Genomic DNA, 19551 nt, shown 5'->3' on the forward strand with positions numbered 1-19551 from the left:
GGATGTCCGCCGTTAAAGACGAGCAGATGCAGACGATCTGTCTGATGGCCTGGCCGGCAGGAAGAAAAAGGATCTGTATGCCCGTCTGCAGACTGCTGCGGCGAAAAAGTGCGCGGTCAGCGTCTGGACTCGCTTTCCTTGCAGGAAGCAGACGATGCCTCTATTCCGTATTTAATGGAATATGTGCAGGCGGTTCGAAACCTTCCCTCCCTGTTTGTCTTCGCAGCGAAGTGCGGACGAAAAGGTGCGCTGGCCATGGATGAGGCGTTAAAAGAAGCCGCGCAGGCACTGAAAACGCACTGGCCGCAGGCGCAGTTTGAAGTGTTCAGCGACGAAAAGCAGATTCGCTCTAGCCACGTTCAGTCGTGGATGCGCAAATACCAGCTCGATGGCCAGGCCGTCTCGATGGATGAGGAAAATTCGAGAGCGCTCAAAACGGCTGCGCTGCTCGGCTCTGTCCTTTTTCTCGAAACCAGACCGAATGTCCAGAAAGAGGATCCAGACGCTTTACTTGAATCGAATGAGCCTGCTTCGCGCTGGAGTGAGGAGAGCCTGAAGTCCTTGCAGGCGCAAAACGAAAAGCTTCGCCTGCACGTACAGATCGATCCGTCCTGGCATCTTCTGGATGTTGAAGATGTGTATGCGAAGCTGCTCGCACAAAATAACGGCTCCCATATGGCACAGGATAAGTCATCCAAAGCCCGCCCCGTCAAAAGGCGGGGAAAAAGAAAGCGACTCCCAAAAGGAAAGCGACAGATCGGGAGAATCCCTTGCTGCAGGTACGCTTTCGAGCGATTCCGCTGACGAAAAACGCTTCGGGCTCAATTCGCGGTGCTTTTGCGTTGCAGCCGCAATGGAAAAAGGGTCACTTCTCGAGCGCTGGATGAAAAAGGGCCTGCAGCCTGGAACACTTGAAGCGCTCGTTGAACTTGCCGGCAAGCAGATGCCCTATGAAAGTCTGTCGACGCTGAATCCCGCCAAAATCGAAGCCCAGTACGGAAAGCTGATGGAAGAGCAGGACCGGAAAAATCAGTCTCTGGATGAACAGGCTCTGAAAAACCGAAAGCCGGGTACTGACAGGTATTCAAAAACTGGAGAAAACGATTCTCGATGGTGCTCTTCCCAAACGGGCTGAATGTCTGGCTTCCTATTTTGAACAGGACGCGTTTCAAAACGATCTGAAAACCCGTGTCCGAACGGTCCTAACCGAATGGAGCGCGGCTTCGCTTTCAAACCCGCCGCGGAAAAGTCTGCTTCTGATTGAAGAAGAAAACGGTCTGTACGGGTACTGGCTTTATGACGCATTGAATTTTTCTATGCGTCTGGGCGATCCAGATGTTTTCAGAGAGATCGAAAACGAGCGTTCGATCCATATGGAATACGATCAGCTTGGCGACTGGATTTCAAAGATCAGTAAAATACGTCCGCTCTGTCGGATTTACGCCTGTCCTTCCGTATTAAAAGGCATTCGCCGTCATCTTCTTCTGGAAAATGCCTACCTTCCGCTTTCGGTCCTGACGGATGAACAGGAAAAACAGCTTCGTCAGATCCAGACAATTACCAAAGATGGAAACGACAGCGATCGCGCCGCCGGGACAGCTGATCCGCAAAACCTTCTGTTCTTATCGGATAAAGGCATGCAGACCGAAGGGCCTGCTGTGTCGTTTCTGGATCCGGAAACCTTTGATCGCCTGAGTCGGAAAGAGAAAAAGCGGCTGCTCGATCTGCCGCTTGAACTCGATGAACTTCGACTGACCGCCAGACTTCTGCTTGCGGGCGTTTCCTTTTGGAAATGCAGGATACGCTGCAGCAGCAAGGAAGTCTGCTTCGTCTGGCCGATCGTGTGCTCCTGCCGTATCCAAAACGAAAATGGGTTGAAGAAATTCGTAACCCGGAAATCGCACAGATCTTCCTTTCCAAATCGCTGAAGCCTTCTGCAAGGCAGGAAATCATTTCGCTGGTCCACGGCGGACTTTCTGGAAAGTGGATGAACGAGAATCTGCATTCGAATATGAGTGCAGCGAAAATTGAGCGGATCGTCAAGGGCTATCCCGGAAATCGCCTGCCCAGAGGCTGGATCGATGCCGCGCAAAAAGTCGAAGAAATCCAAACGGGAAAGGATCCCGAAAATGAAGGGGAAGAATATCCTTCCGCTTCTTCGAAATGGATCGTTCTGGATTCCGTTCTGGCCGGGCAGATGCTCGATAAACGCGCTGCCTTCTTTCCTGAATCGAGTGCTCTGCAGAGGATGGAACAGCTGGCCCTGCTGGATGCTTCGCTGGCTTCAAACGTCCTGCTCGAAACCATTGCCCAATGGGATACGAAACTACAAGACCAGACGGAAGACTGACCGTCTGGTTTTTGTTTTGCCAAGTTTCGATGAGCAGATCCTGGCGAGGAGGACGCTTGAATTTGAAACCGGGAAGCAGGAAAGGATAAAGAAAAGCCGGTCACATGGACCGGCCAGACTTTTAAAGGGACTGGGAAATCGAGCAGAACACAAGGAAAAAGGGTTTATCGATTAAGCGCCGACGAGTACGACTTCCTTAAGTTCCGGGAATTCATCCAGCAGAAGCAGACGGATTCCCGTCGAGAAATCTTCACCGGCCATCATGCATCCGGCGCACGCACCCAGGAAGGTGACGTAGGCGATGCCGTCTTCGTCAATGCCCAGCAGCTGCACGTCGCCGCCGTCCATCTGAATGTACGGACGAATCTTTTCGACAATGCCTTCGGCGCGTTCTTCCCAGACGTTGCGCTGTTTGCGGGTCAGCTTTTCGCCTTCCGCAAGCGGATGAATTGTATAGGTGCCGTCGTCTTCGCTGACGACTTTATGCTCAGCCGATGCGGCAGCGTCTTCTGCGCTGGCGTTTTCACTGGCTTCTGCCTTCGCGTTTTCTGTATTTTCTTCAACGGATTCGGCTGCTTTGGGAGCAGCTTCCGTTTTTACTTCTTTTTCATCGGATTGAAGATCTTTTGTTTCGGACATGACAGTTCCTTCCTTTCCTTAAAAGACTGAATCATTGGATCATAAAAAGATTTTAATCCCAAACTGGATTCCGGTTCAAAAAACTCTTTGAATGGATTTGGGCGAAAGGGGCGGTGTGACTGAATTGCCGGGTCTACATGGACCAGAGAAAGACTGGGGCCATAAGAAAGGGAATGAGCAGACCGAGAATAAAGCCGCCGACGACTTCGACAATTTTGTGACCAAGAACCGTCTTGAGTTTCTGCGTATAGAGCGGGCTGTTTAAAGAGAGCGTGCCTGAAGAGCGAAGATCCTTGATCAGCTCCTGAGTCAGTTCAATATTCTTGCCCGTGTAATAGCGAACATGGCACGCGTCGTACATGACGATCAGGGAAAATACTGCGGTAACCGCAAAGAGCGCGGAGTTGAAGCCTTCCTGCATGCCAATCGCAATCGACAGAGCGGTCACGGTTGAAGAATGCGAGGAGGGAAATCCGCCGGACGCAATCGCCTGACTCCAGTCCCATTGACCAGTACGGAAATAATGTACCGGAATTTTGAGAATCTGCGCGAGAAAGGCGGAAAACAGCGCGGTCAGCAGCGGGAAAAGAGATGAAGGAAGCATAATTTCTCCTCACGGCTCATCATGAACCGCTTTTATTGTACCCGCTCTGAAAAAATGCGGACGTTTTTTGCGCAGGTGCTCTTCGACAGGCTGAGGGCGCTTTCCTTTGTTTTGAAAATGGTATACTACCCGTGTCAGTCAGGAGGAAAAAATTTTGATTAAACTTGATCTGTCTCACGCAAAACTGAACGAGGCCTGCTCAGCCTGGAAAGACCAGGTTGCCATGTACGACAAACAGCTCGTCGAAGGCACCTGCAAAGGCAACGACTTCATCGGCTGGATGACCTGGTTCGAAGACTATGACCGCGATGAATTCGCCCGCATCAAAGACTGCGCAAAGCGCATTCAGAAAAACAGCGACGTTCTCGTTGTCTGCGGCATCGGCGGAAGCTATCTCGGCCCGCGTGCTGCAATTGAAATGATCAACGGTCTTTACCCCGAAGACCAGAAAGTAGAAGTCATCTACACCGGAAACACTTTCTCTTCTACCTACATTGCTCAGGTGATGAACTACATCAAGGACAAACGCGTAACGGTAAACGTTATTTCCAAGTCCGGAACTACGACCGAAACATCCATCGCGTTCCGTATTCTTGAACAGTTCATGCACGAAAAATACGGAGATGAAGCGAAAAACCGCATTGTCGCAACGACCGACCGTGCCCGCGGCACCCTCAAAACGCTTGCCGACAAAAAGGCTACGAAACCTTTGTCATCCCAGATAATATCGGCGGACGCTTCTCTGTAATTACTCCAGTCGGTCTGCTTCCAATCGCCGTTGCTGGCATCAGCATCGATGATCTGATGAAAGGTCTCGCTGACGGCATGAAAGAATACGGCGACGCCGATGTCGACAAGAACCCGGCTTACCAGTATGCCGTTGCCCGCCGCATTCTGCAGAACATGGGCTACGATGTAGAACTTTTCGTAGAATACGAACCGCAGATGCAGAAAGTCGCTGAATGGTGGAAACAGCTCTTCGGCGAATCCGAAGGCAAGGACGGTCTGGGTATTCTCCCGGATTCCGCTGTCTTCTCGACCGATCTGCACTCCCTTGGCCAGTTCGTTCAGGACGGCAAGAAAGTTCTGTTTGAAACGAACCTGTACGTCGATCAGCCAGCCCTCGACATCACCTTCCCGCACGATGACGAAAACCTGGACAACATGAACTATCTCGCCGGCAAGAGCATTGACTGGGTCAACAAGATGGCTGCCAAAGGCACCCTGCAGGCCCATGAAGTGACCGGAAATGTTCCAAACATTCTCATGACTATGCCAGGCATGACCGCTTACGATTTCGGCAACATGTGCGCCTTCTTCTTCAAGGCCATCGCTATGACTACGCTGCTCAACGGATCCAACCCGTTCAACCAGCCAGGCGTTGAAGTCTACAAGAAGAACATGTTCAAACTGCTCGGCAAAGAATAGTCGAGAGTTCAGGCAAGCGCGTTTCCATTTCGAAAACCCGTTTTGATTCCCCAGAGATGAGCAGACTGTCTTCAGTTCGCTCATTTTTTTGCGCTTTCTTAAAAGACAGCCGGATCCAGGAAGGATGCGTTCGATCCGGACGCAGAAAAGCGCAAAATGGAAATCCGGCAGGGCTGCTTTCAAAAAGCCGGCCTAAGCGCGGGTTCAGCGAATGGAAAACGTCAAAAGTATGGAATACGTTTGACATAAAATACAACGTGACATGAAAAATAAACAATCTGCCCATTTTCCTCCTTTACCGGGTATATGTTGGATACGTATTGCCCGGCTATGGATTTGACAATCCGGAAAATGTGCAGATTTTTCCTTTGGGTAAGGCAGAACAGGCGTCTTCGAGGACTTCGAAGAATATGCCCTTTTGTGAACTGCAGGATCACGAATGACAGTCCGGGAATACAGAGAGGAAAAGGAGAAGAAAGGATGAAGAAAAGGAAAATGCCGCTTGCCGAATGGCTGTCGATTAAAGTGGCGAAAAATCCGTCGCAGGTCGTACTGGCGATCATTTTGCTGTTCAACGTGATTTTCTTTCTGGTCGCCGCTCTGATCATCGACAACCTGGCGCTGCCGGGAACGGAAACGCTTGGCTTCTGGGAGTCGCTCTACTATTCCGTCATGATGGTACTCGATGCGGGCAACGCGGATACCGTTGTGGATATGGCGACCGGATCCAAGAAAGTTCTGGCGGTCGTATGCATTGTGATTGTCATCATCGGCATGGTGATTTTTACCGGCGCCGTGATCGGTTACATTACCAACTACATTTCCGACTTTGTGGACAACTCGTGTACGGGAAATCATGCACTGAACATTTCCGGTCATCTCGTCATTCTGAACTGGAATAACCGGGCTTCGGAAATTATCAACGACCTGCTGTTCTGCCCGACTCCGCAAAAGTTGTCGTTCTGACCGACGGTCAGGTGGAAGAGATCAAAAGGAAATCAGCGAACGCATACAGGATACGATTCACCGGGAAAATACCAGGCTGCACAGAAAATGCCAGAAAATGGGATGGCTGGAAGGGAATATGTATTACCGGCGCAACCGGATTTATGACAATCTGACGGTGATCGTTCGGCAGGGCGATGTCTTTTCTTCCAAGCAGCTCAACGATATTGCCTTAAAGCACTCCCGTGCGGTCGTCATTCTCGTCAATGACACAGCAGGGCGCGTATGCAAGTTTGAACAGAGAGATCTGGAACAGGAAAAGCAGAAAGGCAATCCGCAGATCATCAAGACGCTTATGCAGGTAGCGGACATCACATCCAGTCAGGAATCGGATGACGATCAGAAAATTATTGTCGAAATTTCCGATCCCTGGACGGAAAAGCTCGTAGAAAAATCATTCATTACAAACAGGTGCGGGGCAAATGCAATATCGTACCGATTCGCGTCCACGAAGTGCTCGGCCGCATTCTCTCCCAGTTCTGCCTGATGCCTGAACTCAATAAGGTCTATACCGAACTGTTCTCCAACCAGGGAACTACGTTTCAGGTCGAGGAGCGAACGGTGTTTGATGATCCAGCCTATATCAGCGAATATCTGCCGTCCCATCCCTGCGCGATTCCGCTCAGTTCGATGGACTCCGGCGGCCGTCATTATTTCTTCTATTCGGCTTCGGATGAGAAGTACATGAAAGTCACCGAACCGGCCCGGAAATGCCATGTCACGGCTAAACTCAATCCCGATTACTGGATTGAGCAGAAAAACGTCATTATCCTCGGGCACAATTCCAATTAAACTGTACCTCGTAATCTGGACACAAAATAGAGAGTAACCCTGTCCTATGGACAGACAAAACAGAGTGTTCCCGATTACAGTACAGTTCTTCTTTTCTAAAACGCTCTCGTGTCTGATCCGTGTAAATGAGACACTACCTGTATCAACTATCCGCTGCAGGAGGTAATCAACATGACAAGTCGCCGTTTTACTGATGAGGAGATCAGACTCCTCGAAGCCAATCCCAATACTCAGTTCGTTTCCGATTCCATGATCCGTTTCACCCAGGAATTCAAAGACGAACTCTGGCAGGCTCTTCAAAATGGATCCAGCCCTAAAGCCTTCTTCAGGAATAAGGGGTATGATCCCAAAATTCTTGGAGATTCCAGAATCTATAACGCTGCAGACAGGTTAGCCCGTAAGAAAGCTAAGCAGACCGTTTCTCCAGACCAGTCAAAGGATGTTGAAAGCCTTTCTGCTGAGATCAGAAGTCTAAAAGCAGAGCTGAATGCTCTAAAAAAATTATCTTACTGGCCAATTCCAGGAAGTAGAGGCACTTGTCATGAATGTACCCAGCAGTAGATTTCGGCTGATTCAGTCAATCTGCAGTGATCCGGATAACCATATGTCTGTCTCTGAGCTCTGCGCCCTGAACAATGTCAGCCGCTCTGGTTATTACAACTGGCTGAAACAGGAAGAAGCCCGGAGAGCCCGTGAAGAGCAGGATCGCAAAGACTTTGAGCTAATTCTTGGAGTGTTTACCTCAAACCGATATCCAAGAGGAGCACAGGGCATTTACATGGGTTTGCAGCACCAGGGGATTACGATGAACCTCAAGAAAATCAGACGTCTTATGAAGAAATTCCATCTTGTCTGCCCGATACGTAAGGCAAATCCGTACCGCCGTATGGCCAAAGCACTGAAAACCAGTAATGTCGCACCTGACCTGGTAAAGCGGGAATTTGAGCTGCATGGTCCCCACTCAATCCTTCTGACAGACATTACTTATATCCAGTATTCCGGATCCGCCTGCTATCTCTCAACAATTCTGGATGCGTATACCAAGCAGATTCTGGCATGGCGTCTCAGCCCTTCACTGGAAGTGGATTTCGTCATGGAAACGGTCAAAGATCTGATGAAGAACCACGGATCTGAACTTAATACAGACTCCATCATTCACTCCGATCAAGGCTGCCACTATACCAGCTACAGCTTTATTGATCTGGTAAGGAGCCACAAGCTGCGCCAATCGATGAGCCGCCGTGGAAACTGCTGGGATAACGCACCAATCGAGAGTTTTCACGGCCACATGAAGGATGACCTTAAAATCAGAATCAAGGCGATGTCTTCATTCGATGAGGTAAAGGCCGCAATCACAGAATGGCTCGATTACTACAACAACAGACGTTATCAGTGGCAGCTGGCCAGGCTGGCTCCCAACGAGTTTTACCAGTACCAGGTAACAGGTGTATATCCGATTTCCGGAGTTACCGTTCCCTCAGAACACCTGGATTCCTAAGGAGTTCTGAGGGGAAAAATCGGCGGTGCCCCTCCCGGAAGACCCAGTGCAGTTCGCTTAACCAAAAGACCAGTCATTGACCAGAGGTAAAGATACAGATAGTTTTACTCTCTTTTAAATTGTCCTTGACTTGGGGTACCCTTCATACCACTTCTCATACCACTTCCTTTCTGCTTGTTCGAGTTTTTTAACAGAAGATTCTCCCTTCGCAGAAGTTCATTTTCTGACTCCAGCTGTTTGATTCGTCGTGAAGCCATTTCCTCATTTGTCAGATCCGCTTCCTGCTTTCGCTTTCCTCGATGGTCTTCCAGCGCTTCGTTGCCCTGGCTGGCAGCCTTCCGGACCCAGTTATAAATCTGTGTATACGTGCAGCCAAAATGATGAGCGGTTTTCTGATAATCCTTATCATTTTCAAGACACCACTTTACCGCTTCGATTTTCTGCTCTTTGGTGAATGATTTTGCGGATTGCTTCTTCTTACGATTTGCCACTTTAGTTCCTCCTTTATTTGGAGAAATAGTATCGGCTTTCATCCAGTCTCGGATTACTGAGACAGCAGAAATATGATATTTCAGACAGAGTTGACTCAAAGATGCTTGCCCTGAACGATATTCCGCAATCACTTTCTGTTTCAGCTCAGAAGAATATTCTTTATTTACGCTAGGTGTGATCAATCCCGTGGCAGCATCACGCATATAGATCCCAACCCATTTGGTGATCGTGTGCGGATCAAGAATGCCGTACTGTTTGCAGAGTTCACCAGACCCCACACCGGAGATATATTGTTGAACACATTCCAGCTTGGTTTCAGGAGAAAATTTGGATTTTCGTCCCATAAGAAAAGCTCCCTTTCTAGAAGAACACGTTTGTATAATTCACGTGTCTGTTCGCCGGGGAGCTTATCAAACTGCTTCCGCAGAAGTGGGCATGCGTTCTTCTTTCTGAGTTTTATTTTTATGGTCTGGAAGACGATTTTTGCGGACAGGTTCTAAGCCGAATCGAGCACGTAAATCATCCGATTCGTACAATGGATAGCCCGGCTGAGGAAGGGGCAAAAGGGCATGGGCTTTCAATTTTTTCAATGTCTGGCGTGAGAATTTCGAATCCTGTAAAGAAGAATGGCCGGAACGTATAAAGATTTACCATTGTTCGAAAAGATTACAGTAAATGTAAAAACAACTGTATGTAAAGGCTTACAGATATTTACACTTTTGTGCAGTCCGAAGAAAGCGCATAAAGACACCCTGTGTTAAGTTGGACTAACCGCGTGAACGGGCCGGCCAATTGAATTCACTTTCAAAAGAATTGCGTTGCGTCATAATAAACACGTATGTAGATACATTCAAAAGGAGGAAATACTCTACATGGCAGAAAAAGTAGAAAAATTTTCCAGTCCATGGATGGTAACACAGCTGCTGCCCATAACGCCTATGCGCTGACGGACATGAGCTGCATTTACCCGATCACACCATCTTCCCCGATGGCTGAATCCATGGATGCCTGGGCTAGCCAGGGCCGCAAGAACACTTTCGGTGAAGTCGTTAAAATTGCGGAACTGCAGTCTGAAGCCGGTGCATCCGGTGCCGTTCACGGTGCTGCACAGGCCGGTGTTCTCCCAACAACATTTACCGCATCTCAGGGTCTTCTTCTGATGATCCCGAATATTTACAAATGGGTTGGTGAAAACCTTCCAGTTGTACTTCACGTTGCGGCTCGTTCCCTTGCAAGCCGTTCTCTGAACATTTTCGGTGACCACTCTGACGTATATGCTGTTCGTCAGACCGGTATCCCAATGCTGGCCAGCCATTCCGTACAGGAAGTCATGGACCTTGCCGGTGTTGCTCACCTTGCCGCCATCAAGGCCCATACACCGTTCCTTCACTTCTTCGACGGTTTCAGAACTTCTCACGAAGTAGACAAGATCGAAGTTTTCGATACAGACAAATACAAAGATCTGATCGACTACGAAGCTCTTGCTGAATTCAAGAAAAACGCTATGCAGCCGCATACGAACCCTGTTACACGCGGTGCCAACGAAAACGATGACATCTTCTTCCAGGGCGTAGAAGCTCGCAACGCACACTATGCAAACGTACCTGCAATCGTAGCTGACTACATGAAGAAAATCAGCGAGATCACAGGCCGTGAATATGCTCCTTTCACTTACTATGGTGATCCAGAAGCAGAAAACATCATCATCGCTATGGGTTCTGTAACCGAGACCGCTAAGGAAACCATCGATGAACTGAACAAAGCCGGTGAAAAAGTCGGCATGATCAAAGTTCATCTGTTCCGTCCGTTCTCCACAGAATACCTGGTTGACGTTCTTCCTTCCACCGTTAAGAAAATTGCTGTTCTTGACCGTTCCAAAGAAGGCGGCGCCCTCGGCGAACCTCTGTACCTCGATGTTGTAGCTGCTCTCAAGGACAAAGACATCCAGATCATCGGCGGACGCTATGGTCTTGGAAGCCACGATACAGCTCCAAAACACATCAAGGCTGTATTCGATCACCTCAAAGGCGACGAACTCAAAAACGGATTCACCCTCGGTATCGTGGACGATGTTACCAACACATCCCTCCCGTTCGATGATTCCTTCGTAATTGATGACGGCAAGACAACCGAGTGCCTCTTCTGGGGTCTTGGATCTGACGGTACTGTATCCGCCAACAAGTCTTCCATCAAAATCATCGGTGACAACACCGACATGTACGCTCAGGGCTACTACGCTTACGACTCCAAGAAGGCCGGCGGCGTAACGCGTTCCCACCTGCGTTTCGGAAGCGAACCAATCCATAAAACGTACTACATCAACAACGCCGACTTCATTTCCGTATCTCTGGACTCCTACATGTTCAAATACGATCTGGCCAACAACCTGAAGAAAGGCGGAACCTTCCTGCTCAACACTTCCTTTGACAAGGACGAAATCGTTAAGCACATGCCTAACCGTCTGAAAAAGGAACTCGCTGACAAGGATGCTAAGTTCTACATCATCGATGCCAACAAGATTGCCGGCGAAATCGGAATGGGTCGTCGTACCAACACCATTCTGCAGTCTGCATTCTTCGCGCTGAACCCTCAGATTCTGCCATACGACACAGCTGTTGATCTGATGAAGAAAGCAGCGAAGAAATCCTATGGCAAGAAGGGCGACGATATCGTTCAGCTCAACTACAAAGCCATCGACATGGGTAAAGACGGACTTGTTGAAGTTGCAGTAGACAAAGCCTGGTCTGACCTGCCTGTAAGCGAACTCCGTCAGCCGACCGGCAACGCTTACTGGGATGAATATGCAGCTCGCATCAACGGCCTCGAAGGCTACAACATGCCTGTTTCCTCCTTCACCAAACACGGTGTTCTTGACGGAACCATGCAGAACAACGCTGCATTCAACGAAAAACGTGCCATCGCCGTTAAAGTTCCGGAATGGGATCCTGAAAACTGCATTCAGTGCGGATTCTGCTCCTTCGTCTGCCCGCATGCTACAATCCGTATCTTCGCGCTGACACCGGAAGAAGTAAAAGACGCTCCGATGGAATTCGCTACGCTGCCTCTGATGGGCAAGAAAGATACCGACCTGCGTTTCCGCGTTCAGGTATCTCCAAGCAACTGCGTAGGCTGCGGTCTGTGCGTTTCTGAGTGCCCGGGCAAAAAGGCAACAAAGCCCTCAAGATGGTTGATGTCAACTCCCAGCTCGAGTACGATCCGCTGGCTGACTACCTCTTCAAGCACACCGAATACAAATCCGATCTGTTCCCGAAATCCACAATCAAGGGTTCCCAGTTCCAGATGCCTTACTTCGAAGTACCTGGATCCTGCCCAGGATGCGGTGAAACGCCTTACTACCGTCTGGCTTCCCAGCTCTTCGGTAAAGACATGCAGATTGCCAACGCTACAGGATGCTCGTCCATCTACTGCGGTGCCAACCCGTCTACTCCGTTCGTAAAAGACAAAGACGGCAACGGAACTGCATGGGCAAACTCCTGTTCGAAGACAACGCTGAATTCGGTTACGGTATGGCTCTTGCCAACAACCTGAACAAGGCGAAGATCCTGAAGATCATGGAAGACAACCTGGATAAGGTTGCTCCGGAACTGAAGGAAAAATGGAAGCGTACATCGCTGCAGGCAACGATCGCGACAAACAGAGAGCTCTTGAACCAGAAATCAAGAAACTCGTCGCAGAAGCTGACTACGATGAAGACGTTAAGTCCCTCGCTGGATATGACCTGGTTGACAAGTCCAACTGGATCGTCGGCGGCGACGGATGGGCTTACGATATCGGATACGGCGGACTTGACCACGTTCTGGCGAACAACGTAAACGTAAACGTCCTCGTTCTGGATACCGAAGTTTACTCCAACACAGGCGGACAGGCTTCCAAGTCTACTCCGAGATCCTCTGTTGCTAAATTCGCTGCTGGCGGTAAGACCACTGCGAAGAAAGACCTTGGCCAGATTGCCATGACTTACGGACACGTATATGTTGCTTCCGTCTGCATGGGTGCTGACAAGAACCAGACTCTGAAAGCCTTCCAGGAAGCTGAAGCTTACGATGGACCATCCCTGATCATCGCTTACGCACCTTGCGCTGAGCACGGTATCAAGGGCGGCCTCGGCAACCATCAGCAGGTTCAGAGAGAAGCTGTTGAATGCGGATATGTTGACCTGTACCGTTACAACCCGGAAAACAAGGAACACCCGCTCACAATTGACTCCAAGAAAGAACCTGACTACTCCAAGATGGAAGCCTTCATGCTCAAGGAAGCTCGCTATGCACAGCTGGCTAAACTGAAAGGCAAAGAAGAATCCGATGCAATGTTCGCAAAAGCTGCTGCTGATGCAAAACGTCGCAGAGATCGTCTGAAAGCCATCGAAAAAGAAGGACTCTAAGTCGAACGTTTCGCTGAATCCTACTGAATAAACAACTGGACCGATTCTTTTCGTAAGAAACGGTCCTTTTGTCGTTTTCTGAAAAATCAGTCCATTCGCGGATCGGAAAAGCGGGTAGGCTGATGTGTAAGTCTGTGGTATAAATTCCGTATGCGGATAGATTTGAAATCCATATCCGATACAAAGAGGAATCTGAGATATGAAACGAAACAGAGACGTTTTAAAACGAGATAAAAAGAAATACAGAACATCGTCGACACAGCGGCTGAGGGCACTTTCGCTGTGTCTGTGCGGTGCGCTCATTCTTATGAGCGGCTGTTCGAATGCATCGTCCAGTACGAACACGGCCAGTTCTTCGAGCAGTGTCTCCAGCGCACAGACCCAAACTCCAAAATTGGGCTCGAGCGAGGATTCGGGTACAGAGAAAGGGAAGACCGGCAAACGGGTTCGCCTTACACTCGATCAGGCTCTGACAAAGAAAAATAAGGATGAGCAGTTTGTTCTGCTCTATGTCAAGGACGACTGTTCGTACTGTGCCGAGTTCGATACCGTCCTCAATGAATTTCTGAAAGACCACCCGCTGACGGTTTATGAAGTATCTCTGACCCAGGCAGAAGAAATGTACATTCCGGAAGATCGGGAAACGATGCTCGAGTATCTGACCGCCGGCGTCGGTCGAACACCTGCGCTCTATTACATTGAGTCTCAGGATAAGGTCAATCTTCTCGACCATACCGCAGATAATTATTCTCTCGACGGACTCAGACAGTTTGTAGAAAAATACGATCTGGAACGGCTGAACTAGCCGTTCTTTTATTTGAGCGCAAGAAGGCGGGAACTGGTAAGCCGTTCTAATCAAAATCGACAGCGACAAGTCCAGTGCAATTTTGAAAAACTGTGAAATAAAACTGCATACGCGTGATAAAAAATGGAAAAGACTGTAAAAGATGAATTTGTATACCAGTCGCTGAACGTATGTGCAGGATAAATAGACACGAACATTTGCACTATTTGTAAAAATTAATAAAAATCCTTACCGATTCAATACATTTTACACTTTTTGTGAAAGCGCTTTTTCCGTTTTAACTATTGTTTAAAATAGTCGTAGGTCTCAGACCGCTTTCAGTTTTCCGGATTCGGGCAAATTATGACGGAAAACAAACCTAAGAAAGGAAGGATTCTGTGAAATTCCATAAAAGATTTGCGCTGGCTGCACTTTCTGCTGCGACTTCTTTAGGAACGGTTGTTACCGCTATGCCGGTGACGATTCAGGCTGAAGAAGTGAATTCCAACGCAATTTCCAAAGTTGAAAAGGGTTCGAAAGACAACGTGATTAACGTTACCTTCGCGGATGGCAATCAAGGGCGGATTACATTTCTCGAAGAAAGCATCTTCCGTTACAACATCGACCCAACCAAGCAGTTCTCGAAGTATGCAACGGATAGCGGCACTGCCAAAATCCAGGCACAGCCGGATGAATCGGGTACGTATACGCATCCAGCCGCTTCGATTGCAGAAGATGATGCTAAATTCACCATTTCCTGCGGCACTACGAAAATTGAATTTTCAAAAACCGACGGCAAAATGACCGTCAAATCCGGCGATAAGACGGTTATGCAGGAAAAGGAACCGCTTATCCTTTCGCCAAGCGGAACCGCGCAGAAACTCGTCTCCAATGAAGGCGAAGATTTCTATGGCGGCGGTACCCAGAACGGACGTTTCGTTCATACCGGCGAATCGATCTCCATTTCCAATACGAACAACTGGACCGATGGGGGCGTCGCTTCGCCAAACCCGTTCTACTGGTCCACAAACGGTTACGGTGTGCTGCGCAACACCTTCAAACCAGGTACGTATGATTTTGGTAAAACTACCGACGGCACCGTTTCCGCTCAGCATGAAGAGCGGGAATTCGACGCCTACTATTTCGTATCTGGCGCCGATGAAAAGGCACAGGTGTCCAAAGACCTGCTGCAGGATTACTTCAAAGTTACCGGCAATCCGGTTCTGCTTCCAGAATATGCGTTCTATCTGGGCCATCTGAACTGTTACAACCGTGACTCCTGGGATACAACCGGCAGTAAAGGATGGACAATCAAAGGCAGCGAACCTTCAACTTCTGCGGGAACTACGCTTTATGAAAACGGTATGGCATCCGGATACATTTTGCCAGAAGGAACTCATGCGGAATCTCTGAACGGCGTAAAACCGACCGTCAATGCAGACAAATTCAAAGCAGCGGATGCGCCGCGTGAGTATTCAGCTCGTGCGGTTATCGACCGTTATCAAGCTAACGATATGCCATTTGGCTGGTTCCTGCCAAACGATGGTTATGGATGCGGCTATGGCCAGAATGGTTACGATCAGTCAGGCGGAACAGAAGCCGAACGACAGGCTTCTCTGGATGCCAACCTGCAGAACCTGCACGATTTCACCGAATATGCCAATGCACATGGCGTATCGACCGGTCTCTGGACACAGTCCAACCTGTCTCCAATCGCTTCCGAAAAACAGCAGCTCGTTCGTGACTTCAGGGGCGAGGTAAACACAGGCGGTATTACTACGCTTAAAACCGACGTAGCCTGGGTAGGTTCGGGCTATACCTTCGGTCTGAACGGCATCAAAACCGCTTACGATATCGTAACGGGCGACGTTTCCACTCGTCCAAACATTGTTACCCTAGACGGCTGGGCCGGAACACAGCGTTACGGTGCAATCTGGACCGGCGACCAGTACGGCGGAAACTGGGAATACATCCGTTTCCACATTCCGACATATATTGGTCAGTCCTCTCCGGAAACCCGAACATTGGATCCGATATGGACGGTATTTTCGGCGGTGCACCAATTATCGCTACTCGTGACTACCAGTGGAAGACGTTCACCACGACTATGCTGGACATGGACGGCTGGGGCTCCTATGTTAAATCTCCATACACCCATGGCGATCCGTATACCGGCATCTCCAGAATGTACCTCAAGCTGAAAGCTCAGCTGATGCCATACATTTATACATCTGCCGCTTCGGCTGCCAACATTGAATTTGGCAAGGACGGCACCGGCAACAATGACCAGGGTCTGCCAATGATCCGTGCCATGATGCTCGCGGATGATTCCGACTATGCCGCTTCCAAAGCAACACAGTATCAGTATCTGTTTGGCGACGCGTTCCTCGTTGCTCCAGTTTATCAGGATACCGAGATGGATGAAGAAACCGGAAATGACGTTCGTAACGACATCTTCCTGCCAGGCGACGAAAACGATACCTGGATCGACTACTTCACCGGCGAACAGTACAAAGGCGGCCAGATCATTTCCAACTTTGACGCACCGCTCTGGAAACTCCCGCTCTTCGTTCGCGGCGGAAGCATTATTCCAATGTACGAAGAAAACAACAACCCGGTAGCCATTTCCGAAGACAACCCGGATGGTCTCGACAAGACAAAACGTATTGTTGAATTCTATCCGCAGGGAACAACAGACTACACCTTGTACGAAGATGACGGCATGACCGCCAACTCGACCATTACAGAAGATGATGACTACGGCACGATCAACTCCATCAACTACGGCGATCATGTCGAAACGCACTTTACTTCCGCTGTAAACGGCGATAAGGCAGTATTAACCGCTGAAGCCAGCAAGGGTACATACGAAGGCTACGATTCCAACCGCCAGACCAAGTTTGTTGTGAACGTATCCAAGAAGCCGACATCCGTTCAGATCAACGGTGCGGCAGGAAATGAAGTCGCTTCGCTTGATGCGTTTGAAAAGCTTGGCGAAAACGAATCCGGCTGGTTCTACGATGCAGAGCCAGAAATGAACAAATACGCTGGTGATGAAGACTTTGCGAATATGCATATCATCAATGCACCGAAAGTTTACGTGAAGTTTGCGAAAACGGATGTAAACAAAAACGCGCAGACCGCAACCATCAACGGTTTCGAAAATACGCAGGCATCCGGCAAGGATGTTCTCGTTGAGTCGATCCCGGCTCCAGTTCTGAGTGCTCCGGCAGAAGATAAAATTACTTCTTCTTCGATCGAACTTTCCTGGCCGGCAGTAGACGGCGCAACTGGTTATGACGTAATGGTCGGCAGCCAGATCTACCACACAGAAAAACCAAAACTGAAACTCAGCGATCAGCCATTCAATACCGCGTTTACGTTCAAGGCCAGAACCAGAACGGCAGACGGCTATTCCAACTGGTCCAGTGAACTCACCGTTTCTACTCTGGATGACCCGTGGAGAAATACCCCGACACCAGAAAGCATTACCTGGACTGGCGATATTTACGGCAACCACGATCCAGAACTTGCCTTTGACCACATTTATCAGTCCGGCGACGGCGGCTTCCACTCCGGCGGAAAAGCCATCGGCGAAAGCATGACCGTAGATCTTGGTCTGATCTATGATCTCGATTCGATCGAATACTATCCGCGTGACGACCGCGGCAACGGTACCGTAACGTCCATGGATATCGCCCTCTCTCTGGATGGCGTACACTGGACCGATCTGGAGCGCCAGAACTGGGAACGCAGTGCCGAGACAAAAGTTGTTGACCTGAAAACGGCCAGCAATTCCGCAGCACGTTATGTCCGTCTGATTCCAAGAGCTTCGGTAGGCAATTTCTTCTCTGCCAGCGAAATCCGCATCAATAAGAAAGACGGAACCAACGGCTGGGCATTAGGAAGCAACCTGCAGCGTGCAGAAGTCAGCGATGCAGACTACTCGAACATGAAGAACTATCTGGGTCTCCAGAAATCCGAACCAGACACTTCGACATTCGACAGTCAGATCGCAGCGCATCATGCGGACCTGAACAACAACAACATTTACGACGTATACGATTACTCTTTCACCATGAAGGCACTCGATGGCGGAACGACCAAGGCAGGCGAACCGTCCGGCAACCTGTTCTTCATGGCCGACAAGACGACCTTCAATGCAGGAGATATCGTTACCGTTTCGCTTTACGGCAACAATATCCAGAATGCCAATGCTCTGGGTGCTCTCTTCAATTACAGCACGGACACGTTTGAAGCCCTCGTTCCAGGCGGAACATCCGGTGTAACCGGTTCACCGTTCCTTGGCGATATGGAAGACCTCAGCCGTGTAAGAACGTATACTGACAAGCACGGTACAGTCAACGTGGCCTTCGCTAACCGAGGAGATAAAGCCCTCTATTCCGGTACCCGTGTAGTGGCTGCCTTCCAGCTGAAGGCGAAGAAAGCCGGCACCAGTGCGGATATCAACCTGGCGCAGAACACAATGGTGATCGGCCCGACCGGTTCCTGCATCGATCGCACCTACGAGCATGGATTTGATCCAGATTCCGTTCCTGCTCCGCAGGATAAAGTGCTCGCACGTTCGGATCTGAACATGACGATCACCAACGAAGCCCTGCCAACGGATGACGGTACAAACGTACAGACTCTTATCCAGCAGGAAAACTTCGACGGACTCTTTAACGGCTCGGACGGCCGCGACTTTGAGTTCACATGGAAAACGGATGGATCTGCATGGGATGTAAATACCCATAAAGTTCCAGTGACCATCCATATGGGCTTAAAAGAACCGGCTCCGCTCAAGAGCTTCCGCGTGACGGCTGGCGCGCTTACCTCAAATGGTAAAGTACGTAAAGTCAGTGCAAAAATCACCTTTGCGGACGGATCGAAGGAAACCTATTCCGGCGGCAATTACGATCAGCCATCGACGGAATACACCTTCACTATCCCGGATGCTAAGAAAAACGTAAACGTTACAAACATCGATTTCACCGTTGAAGAAAGCGGCAGTGCAACGGCGAGTGATGCGGATCCGACCAACGGAACCCTTACGCTCTGCGAGTTCTACATCACCCAGCCGGGTGCAATCGCGGTTGAATCGATTACAGCCGATTCCACGAACAAAAAACAGCTGAACCTCGGTTCCATCAGTGAAGTGAACGCAACGGTTACTCCGTCGCAGGCTTCCGGCGTATTCACCGTTTCCTCTTCTGACGAAGATGTAGCTGCAGTTGACTGCGTACAGGATGGCGGCGACGTTACCTGGTATGTTATCGGTAAGAAAGCGGGTAAAGCGACCATTACTGTGGCTTCCGCAACCGACCCAGCTAAGACAGCGTCGTACGAAGTAGAAGTTGGAAACTTCATTGATCTTACTGAGCTGAACGCAGCCATCGCCCGTGCCGAAAAGACACTGGCAGACGGCATCGTTCTGGATTCTTCCAAACCGGATCTGGAAGCGGCTATTAAAAAGCAAAAGACGCTCTCGCTTCCAATTCGCAGGATACAGTCGACTATGCGACCGTTGAACTGCTTAACGTTCTGAGTTCTCTGC

At 49.5% G+C, this 19551-nt stretch carries 14 protein-coding genes and 3 pseudogenes; 14 read left to right on the forward strand and 3 right to left on the reverse strand.

All coding sequences use genetic code 11. The features are described from left to right. The first annotated feature begins 108 nt into the window (after positions 1-108). The 4 genes from KWG61_RS08200 to KWG61_RS08215 all read left to right on the forward strand — a co-directional run bounded on the left by KWG61_RS08200 (position 109) and on the right by KWG61_RS08215 (position 2350). Complete coding sequence (locus KWG61_RS08200) at positions 109-804, forward strand: hypothetical protein (protein WP_242743412.1); 696 nt, start codon at positions 109-111, stop codon at positions 802-804. Between the two features lie 79 nt (positions 805-883). Further along, a complete protein-coding gene (locus KWG61_RS08205; RefSeq protein ID WP_242743413.1) occupies positions 884-1135 on the forward strand; it encodes a hypothetical protein in 252 nt (83 codons plus the stop codon). A gap of 181 nt (positions 1136-1316) precedes the next feature. Beyond that, positions 1317-1928 carry a hypothetical protein gene (locus KWG61_RS08210; RefSeq protein WP_242743414.1) on the forward strand — a complete coding sequence of 204 codons (612 nt, stop codon included), beginning with the start codon at positions 1317-1319 and terminating at the stop codon, positions 1926-1928. A gap of 59 nt (positions 1929-1987) precedes the next feature. After that, positions 1988-2350, forward strand: coding sequence for a hypothetical protein (locus KWG61_RS08215; protein WP_242743415.1), 363 nt, complete (start codon positions 1988-1990; stop codon positions 2348-2350). 171 nt (positions 2351-2521) lie between these two features. Here KWG61_RS08215 and KWG61_RS08220 read toward each other — a convergent pair whose 3' ends face one another. Both KWG61_RS08220 and KWG61_RS08225 read right to left on the reverse strand, forming a co-directional pair. After that, a complete protein-coding gene (locus KWG61_RS08220) occupies positions 2522-2989 on the reverse strand; it encodes a NifU family protein (RefSeq protein ID WP_230266848.1) in 468 nt (155 codons plus the stop codon). A 133-nt stretch (positions 2990-3122) separates the two neighbouring features. Next, positions 3123-3593: a divergent PAP2 family protein gene (locus KWG61_RS08225; protein WP_230266849.1), complete on the reverse strand. Its 471-nt coding sequence runs from the start codon at positions 3591-3593 to the stop codon at positions 3123-3125. 154 nt (positions 3594-3747) lie between these two features. Here KWG61_RS08225 and KWG61_RS08230 point away from each other — a divergent pair. The 6 genes and pseudogenes from KWG61_RS08230 to KWG61_RS08255 all read left to right on the forward strand — a co-directional run bounded on the left by KWG61_RS08230 (position 3748) and on the right by KWG61_RS08255 (position 8316). Next, positions 3748-5021, forward strand: a pseudogene (locus KWG61_RS08230) (glucose-6-phosphate isomerase). A 480-nt stretch (positions 5022-5501) separates the two neighbouring features. Continuing rightward, entirely contained in the window at positions 5502-5987 is a 486-nt protein-coding gene (locus tag KWG61_RS08235) for a hypothetical protein (RefSeq protein ID WP_242743416.1), read from the forward strand. 118 nt (positions 5988-6105) lie between these two features. Continuing rightward, positions 6106-6513, forward strand: a complete 408-nt coding sequence (locus KWG61_RS08240; RefSeq protein ID WP_242743417.1) for a hypothetical protein — start codon at positions 6106-6108, stop codon at positions 6511-6513. Then, positions 6513-6818: a hypothetical protein gene (locus KWG61_RS08245; protein ID WP_242743418.1), complete on the forward strand. Its 306-nt coding sequence runs from the start codon at positions 6513-6515 to the stop codon at positions 6816-6818. Before KWG61_RS08240 ends, KWG61_RS08245 begins: the two co-directional genes overlap by 1 nt. Before the next feature lie 171 nt (positions 6819-6989). Further along, positions 6990-7379 carry an HTH domain-containing protein gene (locus tag KWG61_RS08250; RefSeq protein ID WP_242743419.1) on the forward strand — a complete coding sequence of 130 codons (390 nt, stop codon included), beginning with the start codon at positions 6990-6992 and terminating at the stop codon, positions 7377-7379. Between the two features lie 43 nt (positions 7380-7422). Beyond that, entirely contained in the window at positions 7423-8316 is an 894-nt protein-coding gene (locus KWG61_RS08255) for an IS3 family transposase (protein WP_230266853.1), read from the forward strand. Between the two features lie 104 nt (positions 8317-8420). Here the strand turns inward: KWG61_RS08255 and KWG61_RS08260 are convergent, their stop codons facing one another. Beyond that, positions 8421-9152: a transposase gene (locus tag KWG61_RS08260; protein ID WP_242743420.1), complete on the reverse strand. Its 732-nt coding sequence runs from the start codon at positions 9150-9152 to the stop codon at positions 8421-8423. Between the two features lie 560 nt (positions 9153-9712). Here KWG61_RS08260 and nifJ point away from each other — a divergent pair. The 4 genes and pseudogenes from nifJ (at position 9713) to KWG61_RS08275 (ending at position 19542) form a co-directional block, all read left to right on the forward strand. Continuing rightward, a pseudogene (gene nifJ, locus KWG61_RS08265) lies at positions 9713-13210 on the forward strand (pyruvate:ferredoxin (flavodoxin) oxidoreductase). Between the two features lie 199 nt (positions 13211-13409). Further along, positions 13410-14015: a conjugal transfer protein TraF gene (gene traF / locus KWG61_RS08270; protein WP_230266856.1), complete on the forward strand. Its 606-nt coding sequence runs from the start codon at positions 13410-13412 to the stop codon at positions 14013-14015. Positions 14016-14464: 449 nt separating this feature from the next. After that, positions 14465-15979: pseudogene (locus tag KWG61_RS17355) on the forward strand (TIM-barrel domain-containing protein); the annotation flags it as partial. Positions 15980-16029: 50 nt separating this feature from the next. After that, entirely contained in the window at positions 16030-19542 is a 3513-nt protein-coding gene (locus KWG61_RS08275) for a discoidin domain-containing protein (protein WP_242743421.1), read from the forward strand. Positions 19543-19551 lie beyond the last annotated feature (9 nt).

This window comes from Allobaculum sp. Allo2, assembly GCF_022701175.1.
Taxonomy (GTDB): Bacteria; Bacillota_I; Bacilli_A; order Erysipelotrichales; family Erysipelotrichaceae; genus Allobaculum; species Allobaculum fili.

Bases quoted from the DNA above. Each gene is read 5' to 3' on its own strand.
- KWG61_RS08240 (WP_242743417.1), top strand. From the start codon at position 6,106: ATGTATTACCGGCGCAACCGGATTTATGACAATCTGACGGTGATCGTT.
- traF (WP_230266856.1), top strand. From the start codon at position 13,410: ATGAAACGAAACAGAGACGTTTTAAAACGAGATAAAAAGAAATACAGA.
- KWG61_RS08245 (WP_242743418.1), top strand. From the start codon at position 6,513: ATGCCTGAACTCAATAAGGTCTATACCGAACTGTTCTCCAACCAGGGA.
- KWG61_RS08225 (WP_230266849.1), bottom strand. From the start codon at position 3,593: ATGCTTCCTTCATCTCTTTTCCCGCTGCTGACCGCGCTGTTTTCCGCC.
- KWG61_RS08235 (WP_242743416.1), top strand. From the start codon at position 5,502: ATGAAGAAAAGGAAAATGCCGCTTGCCGAATGGCTGTCGATTAAAGTG.
- KWG61_RS08205 (WP_242743413.1), top strand. From the start codon at position 884: ATGAAAAAGGGCCTGCAGCCTGGAACACTTGAAGCGCTCGTTGAACTT.
- KWG61_RS08250 (WP_242743419.1), top strand. From the start codon at position 6,990: ATGACAAGTCGCCGTTTTACTGATGAGGAGATCAGACTCCTCGAAGCC.
- KWG61_RS08255 (WP_230266853.1), top strand. From the start codon at position 7,423: ATGTCTGTCTCTGAGCTCTGCGCCCTGAACAATGTCAGCCGCTCTGGT.
- KWG61_RS08210 (WP_242743414.1), top strand. From the start codon at position 1,317: ATGCGTCTGGGCGATCCAGATGTTTTCAGAGAGATCGAAAACGAGCGT.
- KWG61_RS08215 (WP_242743415.1), top strand. From the start codon at position 1,988: ATGAACGAGAATCTGCATTCGAATATGAGTGCAGCGAAAATTGAGCGG.
- KWG61_RS08275 (WP_242743421.1), top strand. From the start codon at position 16,030: ATGGACGGTATTTTCGGCGGTGCACCAATTATCGCTACTCGTGACTAC.
- KWG61_RS08220 (WP_230266848.1), bottom strand. From the start codon at position 2,989: ATGTCCGAAACAAAAGATCTTCAATCCGATGAAAAAGAAGTAAAAACG.
- KWG61_RS08260 (WP_242743420.1), bottom strand. From the start codon at position 9,152: ATGGGACGAAAATCCAAATTTTCTCCTGAAACCAAGCTGGAATGTGTT.